13 protein-coding genes, 1 other RNA gene and 1 pseudogene are annotated in these 15,678 nt (G+C 47.8%); 9 read left to right on the top strand and 6 right to left on the bottom strand.

The annotated features are described in order from the left end of the window. Positions 1-311 (bottom strand): annotated as a pseudogene (locus AC4E7D_RS03960) (aminotransferase class V-fold PLP-dependent enzyme); the annotation flags it as partial. A 517-nt stretch (positions 312-828) separates the two neighbouring features. Continuing rightward, positions 829-1,227: a transfer-messenger RNA gene (gene ssrA, locus AC4E7D_RS03955) on the bottom strand. Positions 1,228-1,367: 140 nt separating this feature from the next. Here ssrA and AC4E7D_RS03950 point away from each other — a divergent pair. From AC4E7D_RS03950 to AC4E7D_RS03940, 3 genes are all read left to right on the top strand, one after another. Further along, on the top strand, positions 1,368-2,573 hold the full coding sequence (locus AC4E7D_RS03950; RefSeq protein WP_490172510.1) for an NAD(P)-dependent oxidoreductase: 1,206 nt from the start codon (positions 1,368-1,370) through the stop codon (positions 2,571-2,573). A 149-nt stretch (positions 2,574-2,722) separates the two neighbouring features. After that, positions 2,723-2,995, top strand: a complete 273-nt coding sequence (locus AC4E7D_RS03945; RefSeq protein ID WP_490172509.1) for a hypothetical protein — start codon at positions 2,723-2,725, stop codon at positions 2,993-2,995. A gap of 19 nt (positions 2,996-3,014) precedes the next feature. After that, positions 3,015-3,374, top strand: coding sequence for a DUF1801 domain-containing protein (locus AC4E7D_RS03940; protein WP_490172508.1), 360 nt, complete (start codon positions 3,015-3,017; stop codon positions 3,372-3,374). A gap of 11 nt (positions 3,375-3,385) precedes the next feature. Here the strand turns inward: AC4E7D_RS03940 and kdsA are convergent, their stop codons facing one another. Further along, the gene (gene kdsA / locus AC4E7D_RS03935) at positions 3,386-4,213 is read right to left on the bottom strand and encodes a 3-deoxy-8-phosphooctulonate synthase (protein ID WP_490172507.1); all 828 of its coding nucleotides are present in this window, start codon (positions 4,211-4,213) and stop codon (positions 3,386-3,388) included. 107 nt (positions 4,214-4,320) lie between these two features. On the opposite strand from kdsA, the gene AC4E7D_RS03930 reads away from it, so the two are divergent. Together AC4E7D_RS03930 and typA are read left to right on the top strand one after the other, a co-directional pair. Next, positions 4,321-4,875 carry a hypothetical protein gene (locus AC4E7D_RS03930; protein ID WP_490172506.1) on the top strand — a complete coding sequence of 185 codons (555 nt, stop codon included), beginning with the start codon at positions 4,321-4,323 and terminating at the stop codon, positions 4,873-4,875. Positions 4,876-4,980: 105 nt separating this feature from the next. Further along, a complete protein-coding gene (typA, locus tag AC4E7D_RS03925; protein ID WP_490172505.1) occupies positions 4,981-6,780 on the top strand; it encodes a translational GTPase TypA in 1,800 nt (599 codons plus the stop codon). A gap of 8 nt (positions 6,781-6,788) precedes the next feature. Here the strand turns inward: typA and ppgK are convergent, their stop codons facing one another. The 3 genes from ppgK to AC4E7D_RS03910 form a co-directional block, all read right to left on the bottom strand. Continuing rightward, positions 6,789-7,538 carry a polyphosphate--glucose phosphotransferase gene (gene ppgK / locus AC4E7D_RS03920; RefSeq protein ID WP_490172504.1) on the bottom strand — a complete coding sequence of 250 codons (750 nt, stop codon included), beginning with the start codon at positions 7,536-7,538 and terminating at the stop codon, positions 6,789-6,791. Between the two features lie 82 nt (positions 7,539-7,620). Continuing rightward, positions 7,621-8,433, bottom strand: a complete 813-nt coding sequence (locus AC4E7D_RS03915; protein ID WP_490172503.1) for an NUDIX hydrolase — start codon at positions 8,431-8,433, stop codon at positions 7,621-7,623. Between the two features lie 15 nt (positions 8,434-8,448). Beyond that, positions 8,449-9,132, bottom strand: coding sequence for a cell division ATP-binding protein FtsE (locus tag AC4E7D_RS03910; protein ID WP_490172502.1), 684 nt, complete (start codon positions 9,130-9,132; stop codon positions 8,449-8,451). A 149-nt stretch (positions 9,133-9,281) separates the two neighbouring features. On the opposite strand from AC4E7D_RS03910, the gene AC4E7D_RS03905 reads away from it, so the two are divergent. From AC4E7D_RS03905 to AC4E7D_RS03890, 4 genes are all read left to right on the top strand, one after another. Beyond that, on the top strand, positions 9,282-12,302 hold the full coding sequence (locus AC4E7D_RS03905; RefSeq protein WP_490172501.1) for a tetratricopeptide repeat protein: 3,021 nt from the start codon (positions 9,282-9,284) through the stop codon (positions 12,300-12,302). 13 nt (positions 12,303-12,315) lie between these two features. After that, a complete protein-coding gene (locus AC4E7D_RS03900; RefSeq protein WP_490172500.1) occupies positions 12,316-14,064 on the top strand; it encodes a porin family protein in 1,749 nt (582 codons plus the stop codon). A 136-nt stretch (positions 14,065-14,200) separates the two neighbouring features. Beyond that, complete coding sequence (locus AC4E7D_RS03895; RefSeq protein WP_490172499.1) at positions 14,201-15,328, top strand: OmpA family protein; 1,128 nt, start codon at positions 14,201-14,203, stop codon at positions 15,326-15,328. 153 nt (positions 15,329-15,481) lie between these two features. Next, positions 15,482-15,678: hypothetical protein (locus tag AC4E7D_RS03890; RefSeq protein ID WP_490172498.1), on the top strand; the 197-nt coding region annotated here is incomplete at its 3' end.

The following is a 15,678-nucleotide window of genomic DNA, read 5'->3' as shown; positions in this document are numbered from 1 at the left end:
CCTGTTGTGATCAGCACATCCTCGTCATTGGCATTCACGTGCTCTTTGATAATGTGTCTTGCCTCTGCATAGGCCCGCGTCATGGTTGTGCCGGTTACAGTAGTCTCCGTATGTGTATTGGCCACGAATGGGCCGAAGTCCGCTAACAGTTTTTCTTCAATGGGCCGGTAGAGCCGCCCACTGGCGATCCAGTCTGCATAAAGGATCTTTTTTTTCCCGTAGGCAGAAGTGAACGTCTGGTCTATACCGATGATGTTCTTACGGAACCTTTCAAAATAGGTTTCCAGGGAAGTATTTTTTTTGGTCTGCATCTTTTCCATGGGGATGGTCTTCTTTCCGATCCTGATCAGGAGTTCGCTTACAGCGTCTTATCTAAATAAACTCCTTCAACCATAGATGGATAGGGGAAATTAGGCAATTTCTTGCAAAAATTATACACAGGAATGGTAATTATAGCCTGTAATATCGTCCTTGAAGATTAAAACCCGCTTTCCCTTGCTTGTCTTCAAGGAGCTGTAAAAGTCAATGCATAGCAGCTAAGGGTTTACCCGCGGTGATCCCATGAGATCCCGTACTGCAAACCTGCCTTTGACGTTTTGTACTTATAGGAAGATTGATTTAGAGCTGGTGTGCGTTCTTTTCATTATATGGAGAAATAAACAGAGGGATTACCTGCGGTGATCCCTTGAGATCCCGTACTGCAAATACAAACCCCGTCTTGGCAGCGCCAAGACGATATTTTTGTTCCCTCTTAGCTCACTCGAGCAAGCTCGGTTCGCATTTCGGAAACAAAAAACCCACCGGAAATCCGGCGGGTTTCGTATTTGATCGTGGAGCCGGAGGGATTCGAACCCTCGTCCAAACAAGCAATTACCATGCTTTCTACATGCTTAGTTTTTGTTTGTTTTTCGATGTGTAACTGACCAAAAACCGCCCATTACACACTTAGCTTCTTTAGGTTAACCTGCTTACCGAAGCTCAAAGCAGGCGGTGTTGACTTTTATGGTGCCCCGATAAAGATCGCCGTCAACAAGGGCTATCCAGGGACATTCAGCTTTCCCGCCTTGCGGGACTAGGCCAGGACTTACTATAATTCAGTCAATTAGGCAGCTAAAGCGTAATTAGATTCGCCATTTAAAAGTGTGAAACATGAGATTAACGAGCTGTATCCCAGCGCTCGGCATGCTTACATCGCCATTGGTCTCGCTGTCAAAACCAGTCGGCCCCATATTGTTAAAGAACGTTGATCCGTAGAAAGGATTGCGAAGTTAGCAAAAATCTGTCCTCCGTAAGTTTAGTGCCGGAGGAATTTGCCTGTCCCTGCAATTCCACGTAATTTGGAGCAAATTTTATACCAAAGCCCATTTATGCATTTCGGAATCATCAGAGAACGCAAATCCCCGCCAGACCAGCGGGTGGTGTTGCCTCCCAAAGCCTGTCAAAACGTCTTGTCTCACTTTCCCCAGGCACGAATTACCGTAGAAACTTCACCAATTCGGGCCTTTTCAGATGAAGAATACCAAGAAAAGGGAATTCATGTAGCTGCTGATCTTTCGGATTGTGAGGTCTTACTGGGTGTCAAAGAAGTACCGATCGAAGCCCTGATCGCCAATAAAAAATACTTTTTCTTCTCACATACCATCAAAAAACAACCCTATAACCGGGAATTGCTCCAGGCCATTCTTAAAAAGAATATCGAGCTCTATGACCATGAGGTCTTGACCGATCCAAAAGGTATCCGTTTAGTAGCCTTTGGACGATACGCTGGGATTGTTGGCGCTTACAATGGGATCAGGGCCTATGGCCTTAAATCCGGCAGCTACAACCTTCCCGGTGCAACTGCACTAAAAGATCAACAGGCCTTGATCTCCGAACTCAAAAAGCTGCAAATGCCGCCAATAAAAATCCTGCTCACGGGAAAAGGCCGTGTTGGTAATGGTGCCCGGGAAATGCTAGTGGGTATGGGCCTAAAGGAAGTCAGCGTAACCGATTACCTGGAAAAGGAGTTTGACGTGCCGGTATTTTGTCAGATCGATGTGCTGGACTACAACAAACGCAGGGACGGCCAGCTACTCCCCATGGAAGACTTTTTCATACACCCCGAAGCCTATGAAGCCAATTTCTTTCGCTATACCCGTGTAACGGACCTTTATATTGCCGGCCATTTTTACGGGGACGGGGCACCCTACCTGATCACTAGGGAAGATATACAGCATTCGGAATTCCAAATAAAAGTCGTAGCTGATATCAGTTGTGATATAGACGGGCCTGTGGCTACCACGATACGAGCATCTACCATATCGGATCCTGTATATGGCTACGACCGTAAAACCGGAAAGGAAACTAACTTTTCCGATCCCGGGGCGGTTGCGGTAATGGCTGTGGACAACCTTCCTGCCGAATTGCCAAGGGATGCCAGTGAAGGGTTTGGCGAAGCCTTTGTACAACAAGTTATCCCTGCCTTTTACAATGGCGACGCGGATGGCATTCTCGAGAGGGCGCGTATGACCAAAAACGGAAAACTTACCCCGCGGTATGCCTATCTGCAGGACTATGTAGATGGGAAGGAATAATTCAGTATACATGACTTTTGTGTCATGCTGTTAATACTTTACTTCTCTGAAAATCCCGAAAATTATACTATTTGTCGGATAGCTTTTTGACCATTAAAAATTCGACAAAAAAATCACTATATTGAAAAGCTCTTGCAACCATTTTCGCAATGAAATTTAATTGGATTTCCGACAAAGAAATCGACGATTCCCTGCGCAAGTTCTGCATAGAACTGGAATACCGCCTGCGTCCGCGCATAACACGGTTCCTTATGGACCGCTTGGAATATGAATGCCGTGGAGATTTTTCAGCTTTTCACTTCGATGTGGACCTCGGCTCCCGGGAATTGAGGATTGGTAAGAGCACTCCTTTACCGTTAGCTAACCGCATTGCCGCAGATTTCCATAAGGAGTTTCACGCATTTTCCTTCCAACCCGCCTGATAGTGAAGGTCGCTGTACCATGAATCCCGCGGAAGAATATATCCTGAAACAACCTGAACCATTCAAAAGCATGCTGCTGCAGCTGCAACTGGTCATTGAATCCACCTACCCCCAACTTAAACTGAAATATAAATATCGCATTCCATTTTATTATCTGGAGGGAAAGCCCTTTTGCTATCTCAATCGGTCGAAGGATTATGTGGATATCGGTTTCTGGTCTGCTGCGCATCTAAGTGTTCATCTCGAACACATGACCACAGCAGGCAGGAAGATAATGAAGTCGCTCCGCTATCATGCTCCCGGGGACATTAATGAAGATATCCTTGTTGCAGTGCTGCAGGATGCCTATTCGGTAAAAGGGAAAGGCTTTTGGAAGTAGACCCGAGGGGATTACGAACGGTCCAGTTCATTAACCGTTGCCCTGAGACTTACCAGATCGCTCAATAAAGGCTCCAGCAGGTCGAGGTGAAGCATATTTGCCCCATCGCTCTTGGCGGTGGCAGGGTCAAAATGGGTTTCCATAAACAAGCCGTCGACTCCCGTGGCAATACCTGCCCGGGCCATGGTGGAAATCAGTGCGGGCCGGCCACCGGTAACTCCCGAGGCCTGGTTAGGCTGTTGCAGGGAATGGGTGACATCCAGAACCACCGGGGCATACTGCTTCATTGTAGGGATCCCACGAAAATCAACCACCATGTCCTGGTAGCCAAACATGGTGCCCCTGTCTGTAATCATGACCTGTTCGTTTCCGGAATCGGTTACCTTTCTGACGGCGTGCTCCATACTTTCCGGGCTCATGAACTGTCCTTTTTTGAGGTTCACGGTTTTCCCGGTTTTTGCAGCGGCGACCACCAGATCGGTTTGCCTTACTAAAAATGCAGGGATCTGCAGCACATCCACATAGGCTGCTGCCATGTTTGCATCGCTTACCTCGTGGATATCGGTAATCGTGGGAACCTCGAAGGTTTCGGATACTTTTTTAAGTATTTTCAGCGCTTTTTCATCCCCGATACCGGTAAAGGAATCCACCCGGCTGCGGTTGGCTTTCTTGAAACTCCCTTTAAAGACGTAAGGGATCTTAAGCTTATCGGTAATGTTCACGATGCGTTCAGCAATGCGCAGCGCCATCTCTTCCCCTTCAATGGCACAGGGGCCGGAAAGGAGGAAAAAGTTAGAACCCTCGGCATACTTTATCTGCGGGATAGCACTCAGTTTCATCTCTTAAATTTTGCACAAAGATAGTACTAAACCGCATTATCCTTTTTAGATTTAATCATGGTGATTCAAAGGCTATGCTAAAAAACGGAATCCTTATACTCTTGTGCTTGTCCGTATTCGTTACCGATGCACAATCGCTTCGCATTTCCGAAAAGGGTAGCGGACCTATTTATTTGGAAAGGCATCAGTTTAGGTTCGACCTCCTAAGCCCTGGCCTGAGTTATGAACTAGGCCTTTTTCGGAATCAGACGGTTTCTTCATCGTTCGGTCTCGCTATGGCCACTTACAAAGAGGGCTATGCCATTGGGCTGGCCCTGAATAACAGGTATCGCTATTACCATAACCTGAGGCGACGTGAAAACCTGAGAAAAAATGTTTCCGGAAACTCTGGGAACTATATAGCTGCAGCACAGGCCATTTTCTTTTCCCAACTTCGACTAACGACCAATATTGTTCCGGATGATTACAATCTTGGATTTTATGGGATGGTCTATGGGATACAACGTACCAATGATCGCGGTTTTAACTTCAATATTGAAGTAGGAGGTGGATATTACAGAGGGGATGGGGTGCCTTCTGGATATGGTCCACTGATCGGAATCAATTTTGGATGGGTTGCGACAAAGCGAAAGTCCCGAAAGCCCAGTTTTGATAAGGACTAGCACTTAGCCCTCGTCGAATACCCTGGGATTCAGGGGTCAAGTTTTTTCGTAACCCAATTACCAGCAACAAAATAAGGAGTATCTTTGCGGCCTTAAAAGCCACGTATGTCGCACACGAAGAACATTGCTATCATCGCTCACGTAGACCACGGCAAGACCACCTTGGTCGACAAGATCCTGCATTTCTGCAAACTCTTCCGGGATAACGAGAAAACCGGAGAACTGATCCTGGACAACAACGACCTGGAACGGGAACGGGGGATTACCATTGTCTCTAAGAATGTATCGGTCAATTATAAGGGCACCAAGATCAATATTATCGATACGCCTGGTCACGCCGATTTTGGTGGTGAGGTGGAACGTGTCCTGAACATGGCCGATGGGGTATTGCTGCTGGTTGACGCCTTTGAAGGCCCTATGCCTCAAACCCGATTTGTGCTGCAAAAAGCTCTGGAAATGGGGCTGAAACCTTGTGTGGTGATCAATAAGGTGGACAAGGAAAACTGTACACCGGATGAAGTACACGAAAAGGTGTTTGACCTGATGTTTGAACTCGGTGCGGAAGAATGGCAACTAGATTTTCCGGTGGTATATGGTTCAGCCAAAAATAACTGGATGAGCGAAGATTGGCAACAGGAGACAACTTCCATAGAGCCCTTGCTCGAAATGGTACTGGAACATGTCCCCAGTTTCCACGCCCTGCCGGGAACTACCCAAATGTTGATCACCTCCCTCGATTATTCTTCCTTCACGGGAAGAATAGCGATTGGCCGTTTACAACGCGGTACACTTATGGAAGGCCAGAACGTGTCTCTCGTAAAAAGGGACGGTACTGTGGTTAAATCCAAGGTCAAGGAACTCTTTACCTTTGAAGGTTTGGGGCGCAAGAAAGTCAGTGAAATAGAAGCGGGCGACATTTGTGCCATTACCGGCTTGGAAGGTTTTGAGATTGGGGACACCCTGGCAGATGCAGAAGCCCCTGAAGCCCTCCAGACCATTGCTATCGATGAACCTACCATGAGCATGTTGTTTACCATCAATGACAGTCCGTTTTTCGGCAAGGATGGGAAATATGTAACCTCCCGGCACCTTAAGGAACGCCTGGAAAAAGAGCTGGAAAAGAACCTGGCCTTGCGGGTAGAAGAAACGGATAGCGCTGATAAATTCATGGTCTACGGACGGGGGGTATTGCACCTATCCGTTTTGATTGAGACCATGCGCCGTGAGGGGTATGAATTGCAGATCGGGCAACCCCAGGTGATCATAAAGGAAATCGATGGGATTAAATGTGAACCCGTAGAACAACTGACCATCGACCTGCCAGAAACGGTATCCGGAAAGGCCGTGGAGATGGTATCGGTTAGAAAAGGGGAACTGATCAGCATGGAAACCAAAGGTGACCGTATGGTGTGTGAATTTATGATCCCATCCAGAGGGATTATCGGTCTTAGGAACCAGCTGCTCACTGCCACAGCAGGGGAGGCCATCATGGCCCACCGGTTCCGGGAGTACCAACCTATGAAAGGAGATATCCCTCAAAGGATCAATGGTTCCCTGGTTTCTATGGAAAACGGGAAGGCCATCCCATATTCCATCGACAAACTCCAGGAAAGGGGACGTTTTTTTATCGACCCCGGGGAAGACATCTATGAGGGCCAGGTAATCGGTGAGAATTCCAGGCAGGAGGATATGGTGGTCAACGTAACCAAGACGAAAAAACTGTCCAACGTCCGGGCGGCAGGTTCTGATGAAAAGGCGCGTATTGTTCCGGCCATAAAGTTTTCCCTTGAAGAGGCCCTGGAGTACATTCAAAAGGACGAATACGTTGAGGTAACCCCCAATAGTCTGAGGTTACGGAAAATTATGCTCAGGGAAGTAGATCGGAAGCGCAGTAAGTCTTCCTAGACCGAGACTCAATCCATAGGTATTTCATGGAGTGCCGCTGCTGCAGCTCCGATAATACCTGCGTGGTTTTGCAGTTCCGCAGGGATAACCGGGGTATTTATTGTGATGTACTTTTCGAAATCTTTAAAGTGCTTGGAGGTACCTCCCCCCAGGATAATGAGGTCCGGGCAAACGAGAAGTTCTACAAGGCCCAGGAAAACATTAAAGCGTTTTGCCCATTTCTTCAAGGACAAGCCTTCCCTTTCCTTCGCAGAGGCAGCCGCCCAGGTTTCTATTTTCTTGTATTTCTTATACGGGATCTGGCCCAGTTCAAAATTAGGGATCAACTCTCCGTTGAAAAACGCACCGCTGCCTAAACCGGTGCCAATGGTAATCATAATCACCAGGCCTTCCTTTCCCTTGCCAACACCGTAGTTCATCGTGGCATATCCGGCTGCCCCGGCATCATTGATTACCGCTACGGGCAAGCCCGTGGCCTTGCTGAAGAGCTCCTTGACATTTACATCCATCCAACTCTTGTGCAGATTTCCGGGCGACTTACATACCCCATGCTTGATTACTGTTGGAAAACCTACCCCTACCGGTCCCTTGTGGTTGAAGTGATCCACGATTTGCTTGACCACCTCGGCCATTTCTTCAGGCTTCCTTGAAGGAGGGGTCGGGATACGGAACCTTTCGGTGAGCATTTCACCGGTTTTGGAGTTTACAATTGCTCCCTTCATTCCGGAGCCCCCAATATCAATTCCCAGTACGTTCATTAATCTGCAGTATAGTTTGGTGTTGTGTTTCTGTTCAGTGCCGGTAAATGTAACAAAATCTTTTGGGGCAAACGAATAGGGCTCATAAATCCCCCTGCCGCTTCAGGTGTTCTAGGACCACCCGGCCCGCCAGGGATACCCTGGAGCGTTCCCCGTAGCTCAGCCACGCCATCTCTTCGATCTCGTTCCCTGCCTGAAGGGTGCCTTCATACCCCGCCGTGTAGCAGCGTAAGCGTACCTGCACCCCTGCGGCTTGCCCGTCAGCCTGGGCGATAAAGATCCCCAGTGGTTCTATGGTGTCTCTGATCAGGTCCACCTGCAGTTCTTCCCGGATCTCCCTTGTGAGGGCCTCCTTATTCGATTCTCCGGCTTCGCGTTTGCCCCCAGGTAAATAGAACAATTTCTTGCCTTTACTCCGGACACAGAGTATTTTTTTGTCCTTAATCAGGATCCAGGCCATCTTATCGATCAGGTTTTCACTGGGCTCAACATAATAATCTATGGAATTTAAACTGTGGTTGGGATCGATGAGGTCCAGGATGTAATCAATTCCTTTACCGAAAGGGGTCAGCGTACCCATAAGCTTGTTTCGCCCCAGGGCACTGGAAATGGTTTCGTCCCTGTTCCCGAATTTATACCCCCCATCCCTGATCCAAAGCAGGTTGAGCAGGTGCTGCATGATTACATTTCCCAGCTGGTCTATAGAAATGGCGATTTTCAAGGTATATCCGCTTAATCCGGAAAATCCCCTGGTAAATAAGGCGTGGAACAGCCCGTAGATAAAACCAAGGGGACCAGTAATGACCAAAAGCAGGATAGAAATAAAAAACAGGAGGACGCCAATGATCAGGTTGGCTTTCTTTGCCCCCTGATGCTCCTGCTTTTTAAATAACACTAGACTGGTATTAGATTAAACGGCTTTTTGAACCACTTCAAAAACCTTGGACCCATCGCATTTCAACGTTTTGGCCGGGTACTTAAGGATAAGGGCGTAGTCATGTGTGGCCATTAATATGGTCCTGCCCGCCTGGTTGATTTCCTGCAACACCTTCATAACTTCTACACTGGTTTGCGGGTCAAGGTTTCCGGTGGGCTCATCTGCCAGGATAAGTTCTGGATCGTTCAGGAGGGCCCTCGCAATGGCGATGCGTTGTTGTTCCCCTCCGGATAGTTCGTGGGGAAATTTGAAACCTTTGGTCTTCATGCCCACCTTATCCAGTACCTTTTCGATCTGGGCATCCATTTTGGCGGGGTCTTTCCAGCCTGTGGCTTTCAAAACAAAACGCAGGTTGTTGTTTACGTTCCGGTCGGGGAGCAACTTGAAATCCTGGAATACAATTCCCAGTTTCCGTCTTAGGTAAGGAATGTCTTTTTCTGGCAGGGATTTCAGGTTAAACCCTACGATCTGGCCTTCACCTTCTTTGAGGGGTAAATCGGCATACAACGTCTTCATAAAGCTACTTTTGCCACTGCCTGTTTTGCCGATCAGGTAGACAAACGCCCCTTTCTTCACTTCCAGGTCGATACCCTTAAGGATCATATTCTCCTGCTGGTACACACCAACATCCTTCAGACTAAGTATGCTTTCTGCCATCTTTATAAATGTTGATATAAAAGTAATAAGTTCGAACAGAATACCTTCTTTGCCCCTGCAAAATTCTTTTAATTCATTGCCTGGTATACTGTAAACCCATATTTGCCGTTATAAGGGGAAAGACGGGAAAACTAAAGTGTTTGGACAGCATGAAAATGATTAAAACCGGGGCATTTCTATGCCTGTGGGCGTGGGTACTTCCCACTGCAGCCCAGGAATCCAGGATATACACACACGAACAAAAGCGCTACCAGGAAGCCCTGGCCCTGTACAACAATAAGCAGTACCAGGCAGCGCAATCGATCTTCCAGGAGGTGAACGCCGCAAGCCAGGACCTGGAGACACAGGCAAACAGTGCCTACTATGTTGCCAATGCAGCCGTGCGGTTAAACCAACTTGGGGCCGACCGGTTGATGGAAGATTTTGTGGAACAATATCCCACTTCCACCAAACGCAATTCTGCCTTTATGGATGTGGCCGACTATTACTTTGAAAATGGGAAATACCCCTATGCCCTCAAATGGTACAGAAAAGTTGAGCAGGGGGCAGTCGCACCCAAGGACCGGGAGCGGTTTAATTTTAACCTGGGTTATTCCCTGTACGCATCAAAGAAGCCCAGGGATGCCGAGCGCTATTTCAATCGCGTCATCAATTCCCCGAAATACGGTTCTCAAGCTAAGTATTACCTGGGGTATATTGCCTACCAGGAAGATGATTATGAAAAGGCTAACGAGCGTTTCGATCAGATAACGGACCCTGAACTGCTCAACGATAAATTATCGTACTACCAGGCAGACATGAATTTTAAGCTGGGTAATTTCCAGGAGGCCATCGACCTTGCAGAAGCACAGTTGGAAAAGGCTAACAGGATAGAGTTATCGGAGTTGAATAAGATCATAGGGGAAAGTTATTTCAACCTGGGGGAGTACAACACCGCCATACCCTATCTGGAAGCCTACAAGGGCAAACGCGGCAAGTGGAACAATACTGATTATTACCTGCTCGGGTATTGCTACTACAAACAGGAAGATTACGCCAATGCCATCCAGCAGTTCAATAAAATTATCGGGGGGACCAACAGCGTTTCACAAAATGCCTACTACCACCTGGCGGAATGCTATCTGAAACTCGATAAGAAATCTGAAGCCCTTAACGCCTTTCGAAATGCTTCCCAAATGGAATTCAGTCCGGAAATCGCTAAAGATGCCTCGCTCAATTATGCCCGGCTCAGTTATGAGATAGGCAATCCTTACGAATCTGTGCCACAGGTGCTTCGCAACTACCTGTCTGCTCATCCCGGCGATGCATACGCCCCGGAAATACAGGAATTGCTGGTGGATTCTTACATCACCTCTGGCAACTTCAAGGGTGCCCTGGAATTATTGGAAGCCAATCGCAGCTATGCCAGTAAGGACACTTACCAGAAAGTGGCTTTTTATCGCGGGGTGGAACTGTTCCTGGAAAATGCATATTCAGAGGCGCTGGCCCATTTTGAAAAGTCTGCAGAAAGTGGCACAGATCAAAAATTCCTGGCGAAGGCCCTGTACTGGAAGGCCGAGTCTGCCTACCTGCTCAATCGTTTCGATGAGGCGAAACAAGGGTACCAGCAATTTCTGGGGAATCCGATGGCAACTGCTACTGAAGAATACAATACGGTGAACTATCACCTGGGATATACCCATTTCAAGCTGGAGCAGTACGATCAGGCCGTTGCATTTTTCAAGAAGTTTACAGGACAACAGAATGCCGGGAATCTTAGAAATGATGCACTCCTGAGGATGGGAGACGCTTATTTTGTGACAAGACAGTACGGGCCTGCTGTGGCTGCCTATGACCAGGTGATCCAAAGCGGGAGCAAGGAAAGGGATTACGCCGCTTACCAGAAAGCCATGAGCTATGGCTTTATTGGGGAAACCAGTAGTAAATTAAGGGAACTGAACCGGTTTGTTGATCGTTACAGCAATTCCTCACTCCGGGACGACGCCCTTTTTGAGCTGGGGAGTACCTATGTGAAGGAAAACCAACAGGATGCCGGCCTCAAAGCATATGATCGTCTTATTGCTGAATATGAAAACAGTCCTTTTGTATCACGTGCGTTATTGCGGCAGGGGCTGGTGTATTACAACGGTAATCAGAACGAAGCCGCACTGGAAAAATTCCGGAAGGTTGTAGCTGAGCATTCCAGAAGCCAGGAGGCGAGGCAGGCCGTAGCTACTGCCAAGCTCATTTATGTGGATATGGGTAGGGTTGATGAATATGCTCGCTGGGTAAAGGGGATAGATTTTGTTGAAGTAACTGATGCCGAGCTGGACAACACAACATTTGAATCGGCTGAAAAGCAAAGGATCGAAGGCAAAACGGATGCGGCCATCCGCGGCTATGCCAACTATCTGAATGACTTTCCCAACGGCCTGCACACCCTGGAGGCGAATTTCAGGCTGGCCCAATTGTATTACGCCCAGGAACGGTGGGAAAGCGCTTTGCCCGGCTACCAGAACGTGGCCGACGCAGGCCCCAGCCAATTTACCGAACAGGCACTTACACGTGTGGTTGAATTACTCCTGAAAACCGGTCAGAACAACCCTGCTGTTCCCTATTTGATCCGCCTTGAGAATTCAGCGCAGATCACTCAGAACAGAACCTTTGCACAATCGAACCTGATGAAGATCTACTATGAGCAAGGGGCCTATGACAACACCCTGGAATATGCAGAGAAGGTCTTGGTGGCAGACAATATTGACAATCGTATACGCAGCGATGCCAAGATAATGATTGCAAGGTCAGCCATTAGAACCAACAACGAATCCCTGGCCGAAAGCGCATATCGCGAAGTGTTGCCCATTGCTACCGGGGAACTGGCCGCTGAAGCCCTGTATTACGACGCCTATTTCAAAGAGAAAGCACAGGATTATGAAGGGTCAAATGCATCCGTGCAGAAATTGGCCAAGTCCTATGCCGCCTACAAGGAATGGGGCGGAAAAGGCCTTATTATCATGGCAAGGAACTTTTACGCACTGGAAGATGCCTACCAGGCCACCTATATCCTCGAGAGTATCACCAAGAATTTTGGGGAGTATCCGGAGATCGTAGAGGAGGCCTCCAATGAACTCAGGCGCATAAAACTACTCGAGGCAGAACGGAATTCATCAATCGATCCTGAGGGGAATTAAAAGCGAGAACAGCATGAACATTAAAAAGATATCCCTGTTATTTTTTAGCCTGGCGGGAATCCTATTCAGCCGGGGACAGGAAACCGAAATTGGCACCGAAACCGTTACTGTGGTCAAGCCCTACTCGCCAACGGTTTCCGAGGTATTTAAAATCAAGGCATTACCTCGCCTTGACGATTCCATGGTGCTAAAGAAGAAACAAATCAACTACAGCATTTTTTCAGTCCCTGTGGCCTCCACTTTTACCCCCGCAAAGGGCAGGGCGGCCGGGGTACAAAGGGCAAAACCGGAGAAGCTGTTCAATTCATATGCCTCTGTTGCGCTGGGAAATTTCAACAATGCCCTTGTGGATTTTTATACCAGCAGGGAGATCGACCGAGGAAACGAACGCCTGGATATTGGACTTAATCATTTCTCCTCCCGTGGCGATATTGATGAGACCCCGTTGGACACCGATTTTTACAACACTGACCTTTATGGGCACTACACCAAGCGCGACCGGGATTTTGACTGGGGTGCCCGTTTGGGTGCCGGGCATCGGTTGTACAACTGGTATGGCTTGCCCCAAAGCATTACAGATCCGGTTATTATCGAGGGAATTGATGAGCAGCAGCAATATTTTAATGTGGAAGCAGCGGGCCACCTCAACCTGGAAGAATCTGTATTTCGATCTGCCGAAATCCTGGTGAGACGGTTCTGGGACGAGCTGTCTTCGGCAGAGAACCGCCTGGTGTTTACCTCAACCCTTGAGTTTCCCGTAACTGAAGAAAAATTGATCCTTTCAGGGGCAGTCGACTACCTGGGAGGTAGTTTTGAAAATGCCCCGCTAAGTGAAATTCAAAACCAGGCAGGGATCGACTATGGTTTCTTCCAGGCAAGCGTATCCCCGAGTCTGGTGATCCTCCGAGATAACCTCACTCTAAACCTGGGCGCAAACCTGTTCTACGGACTTGATACTGAATTGAGTGATAGTAATTTTTATATCTACCCTGAGGTGAATGCAAGTTACCGTTTGCTTGATGATGTCGCCATCGCCTATGGAGGGGTGTCCGGTGAGTTGCGGCAAAACTCCTTTTACAACTTCACTGAGGAAAATCCTTTTTTGGCACCTGCTCTTGTAATACAGCCTACAGACCAGCAGTACAATGCCTATATCGGTATCAAGGGGCAGCTGACACCCAACGTAAGCTATAATCTTAGAGGGTCCTATGCCGCTGAAAACAGGGTGCCGCTTTTCAAATTAACACCTGAAAACACCTTTAGGAATGATGAAAAGGGCTATTACTACGGAAATTCCTTTGAGCTTTTCTATGATGATATCAAGACCCTAGGGATCTTCGGGGAATTGAATATAGATGTCAACCGAAACTTCAGCCTGGGCCTTAATGCAGAGATCTACGATTACGATACGGAGACGGATAACCCTGCCTGGAACCTGCCAAATATCAAAGGGGCCCTGACCCTCGATTACCAGATTGGGGAACAATGGTTCCTGGGGGCCAACCTCTTCTTTGTTGGGGAAAGGGAAGACCTGAGTTCCCAGGTGGTGCAAAACGTTCCCCCCGAGGATTTTCCGGCAACCCTGGTTGAATTGGATTCCTTTTTTGATGCCAATGCCCATCTCGGGTATCGGTTCAATGACCAGCTGTCCATATTCGCCAAGGCGAGCAACCTGGCCAATAACCAGTACCAGCGCTGGGCCAATTTCAGGGTGCAGGGCTTGCAACTGCTGGCAGGTGCAACGTACAAGTTCGACTTTTAATCCTGGACAGACTTTCCTTATGGGATGACCTGATGACTGGGCAGGTCGGTTTAACCGCTCTCTAAAGTCAATGGACGAAGTGTTGGACCTAATCTGGGCCTTGCCGCTATAATTTCCTATTTTAGAAACTGTTAAGGTGTTAATTGTGGTAGCTTACAGAAATATATTTGGGTCTATTTTACTGCTTTTTGGTACCCACCTGGCTGGCCTTTCCCAGAACCTGGTCAAGAATCCGAGTTTTGAAGAACACCATCAATGTCCGGTAAAATTGGGGAATATGGATCAGGATGTGGTGGACTGGACCTCGCCTACCCTTGGATCTACCGATTATTTTCACAATTGCAGCGTTCACATGGGTACCCCAAAAAATTTCAATGGGGAGCAGGCTGCAGATTTCGGCTCAGGTTACACGGGATTATACCTCTATGCCCCGGATGATTACCGGGAATACCTTCAGGCTACATTATACCAAACACTGAAAAAAGGAGAACAGTACGAACTTTCATTCTATATTAGCCTGGCAGAGCGATCGGATTTTGCCATAAGGGAGTTCGGGGTCCTTTTTTCAGATAATCCGCTGAATTTTAAAACCAAAAAGAATTTGTCCAGGAAGGTCCGCTACAGTGCCCCCGCGAACCAGTACCACTTCATCCGGATCCCGGATACAGAATTCCACCGGGATACGGAAGACTGGGTAGAAGTGCGGACCGTCTTCACGGCGAAGGGTAGCGAAAAGTATATGACCCTTGGCAATTTTGAAGATAATGCGGGCACTCTGAAAACCAAACGAAAAAGACAAGCCCGGCAAGGGGCGTATTACTACCTGGACCTGGTTTCCCTCACAGGACCAGAGGATATAAGAGACCCCGTGGCTCCGCTTGCAGAAACATCACAGGAAAAGTTGGAGGACGACACCCTTGACGCGGAACACACCTTTAAAAATGTGCTCTTTGAATTTGATCAGTACCAGTTATCAGGGGCAGCCAAAAAGGAGATTGAGCAGGTCTTTTCCTATTTGAACCAACATCCGGACTACCAGATATCCCTCCATGGCCATACAGACAATGTGGGTACCCGGGCGTATAATCAGGCATTGTCAGAAAACAGGTGTATGGGGGTGGCCCGGTATCTGATCCAATTGGGGCTTTCAGAATCCCGCGTTTCCTGGGAAGGGAAGGGAGGGGCATTCCCTGTAGCGTCCAACGATTCTGAATCAGGTCGGCAACTCAACCGGCGTGTGGTTTTCATACTTTCCCGTCGGTAGTTGTTAAATAGCCACAAATAGAATGATGAGCTCGTAGGGCATAATGGGATATAAATGGCCAAAAATTTGATACGTGCATTCTTTTTCTAGCTCACTTCCTTTAAAAACTCAGGATTAAATTCAGTACATTTAGGGAAAGTAAAATCGAATAAAATGAAATTAAAACTGTTTATTTTTTGGCTGGCTTCTGTTTCCGTATTTCTGTATCTCACTCCAGTGGAAAGCCATGCAGGTACGATTCCCAATCCAGAGGTGGAACATAGTACATTAAGCAAAAAGAGATGGACCGGTGTCTGGGATTATACCGTCTCCGATGTTCCCCCTGAGTACAGTAATGGAGCATTACATAT

It is taken from the genome of Lentiprolixibacter sp. (assembly GCF_982873095.1).
Note: the sequence above shows the minus strand (reverse complement) of the source record. Positions and strands in the feature narration are given on the sequence as shown.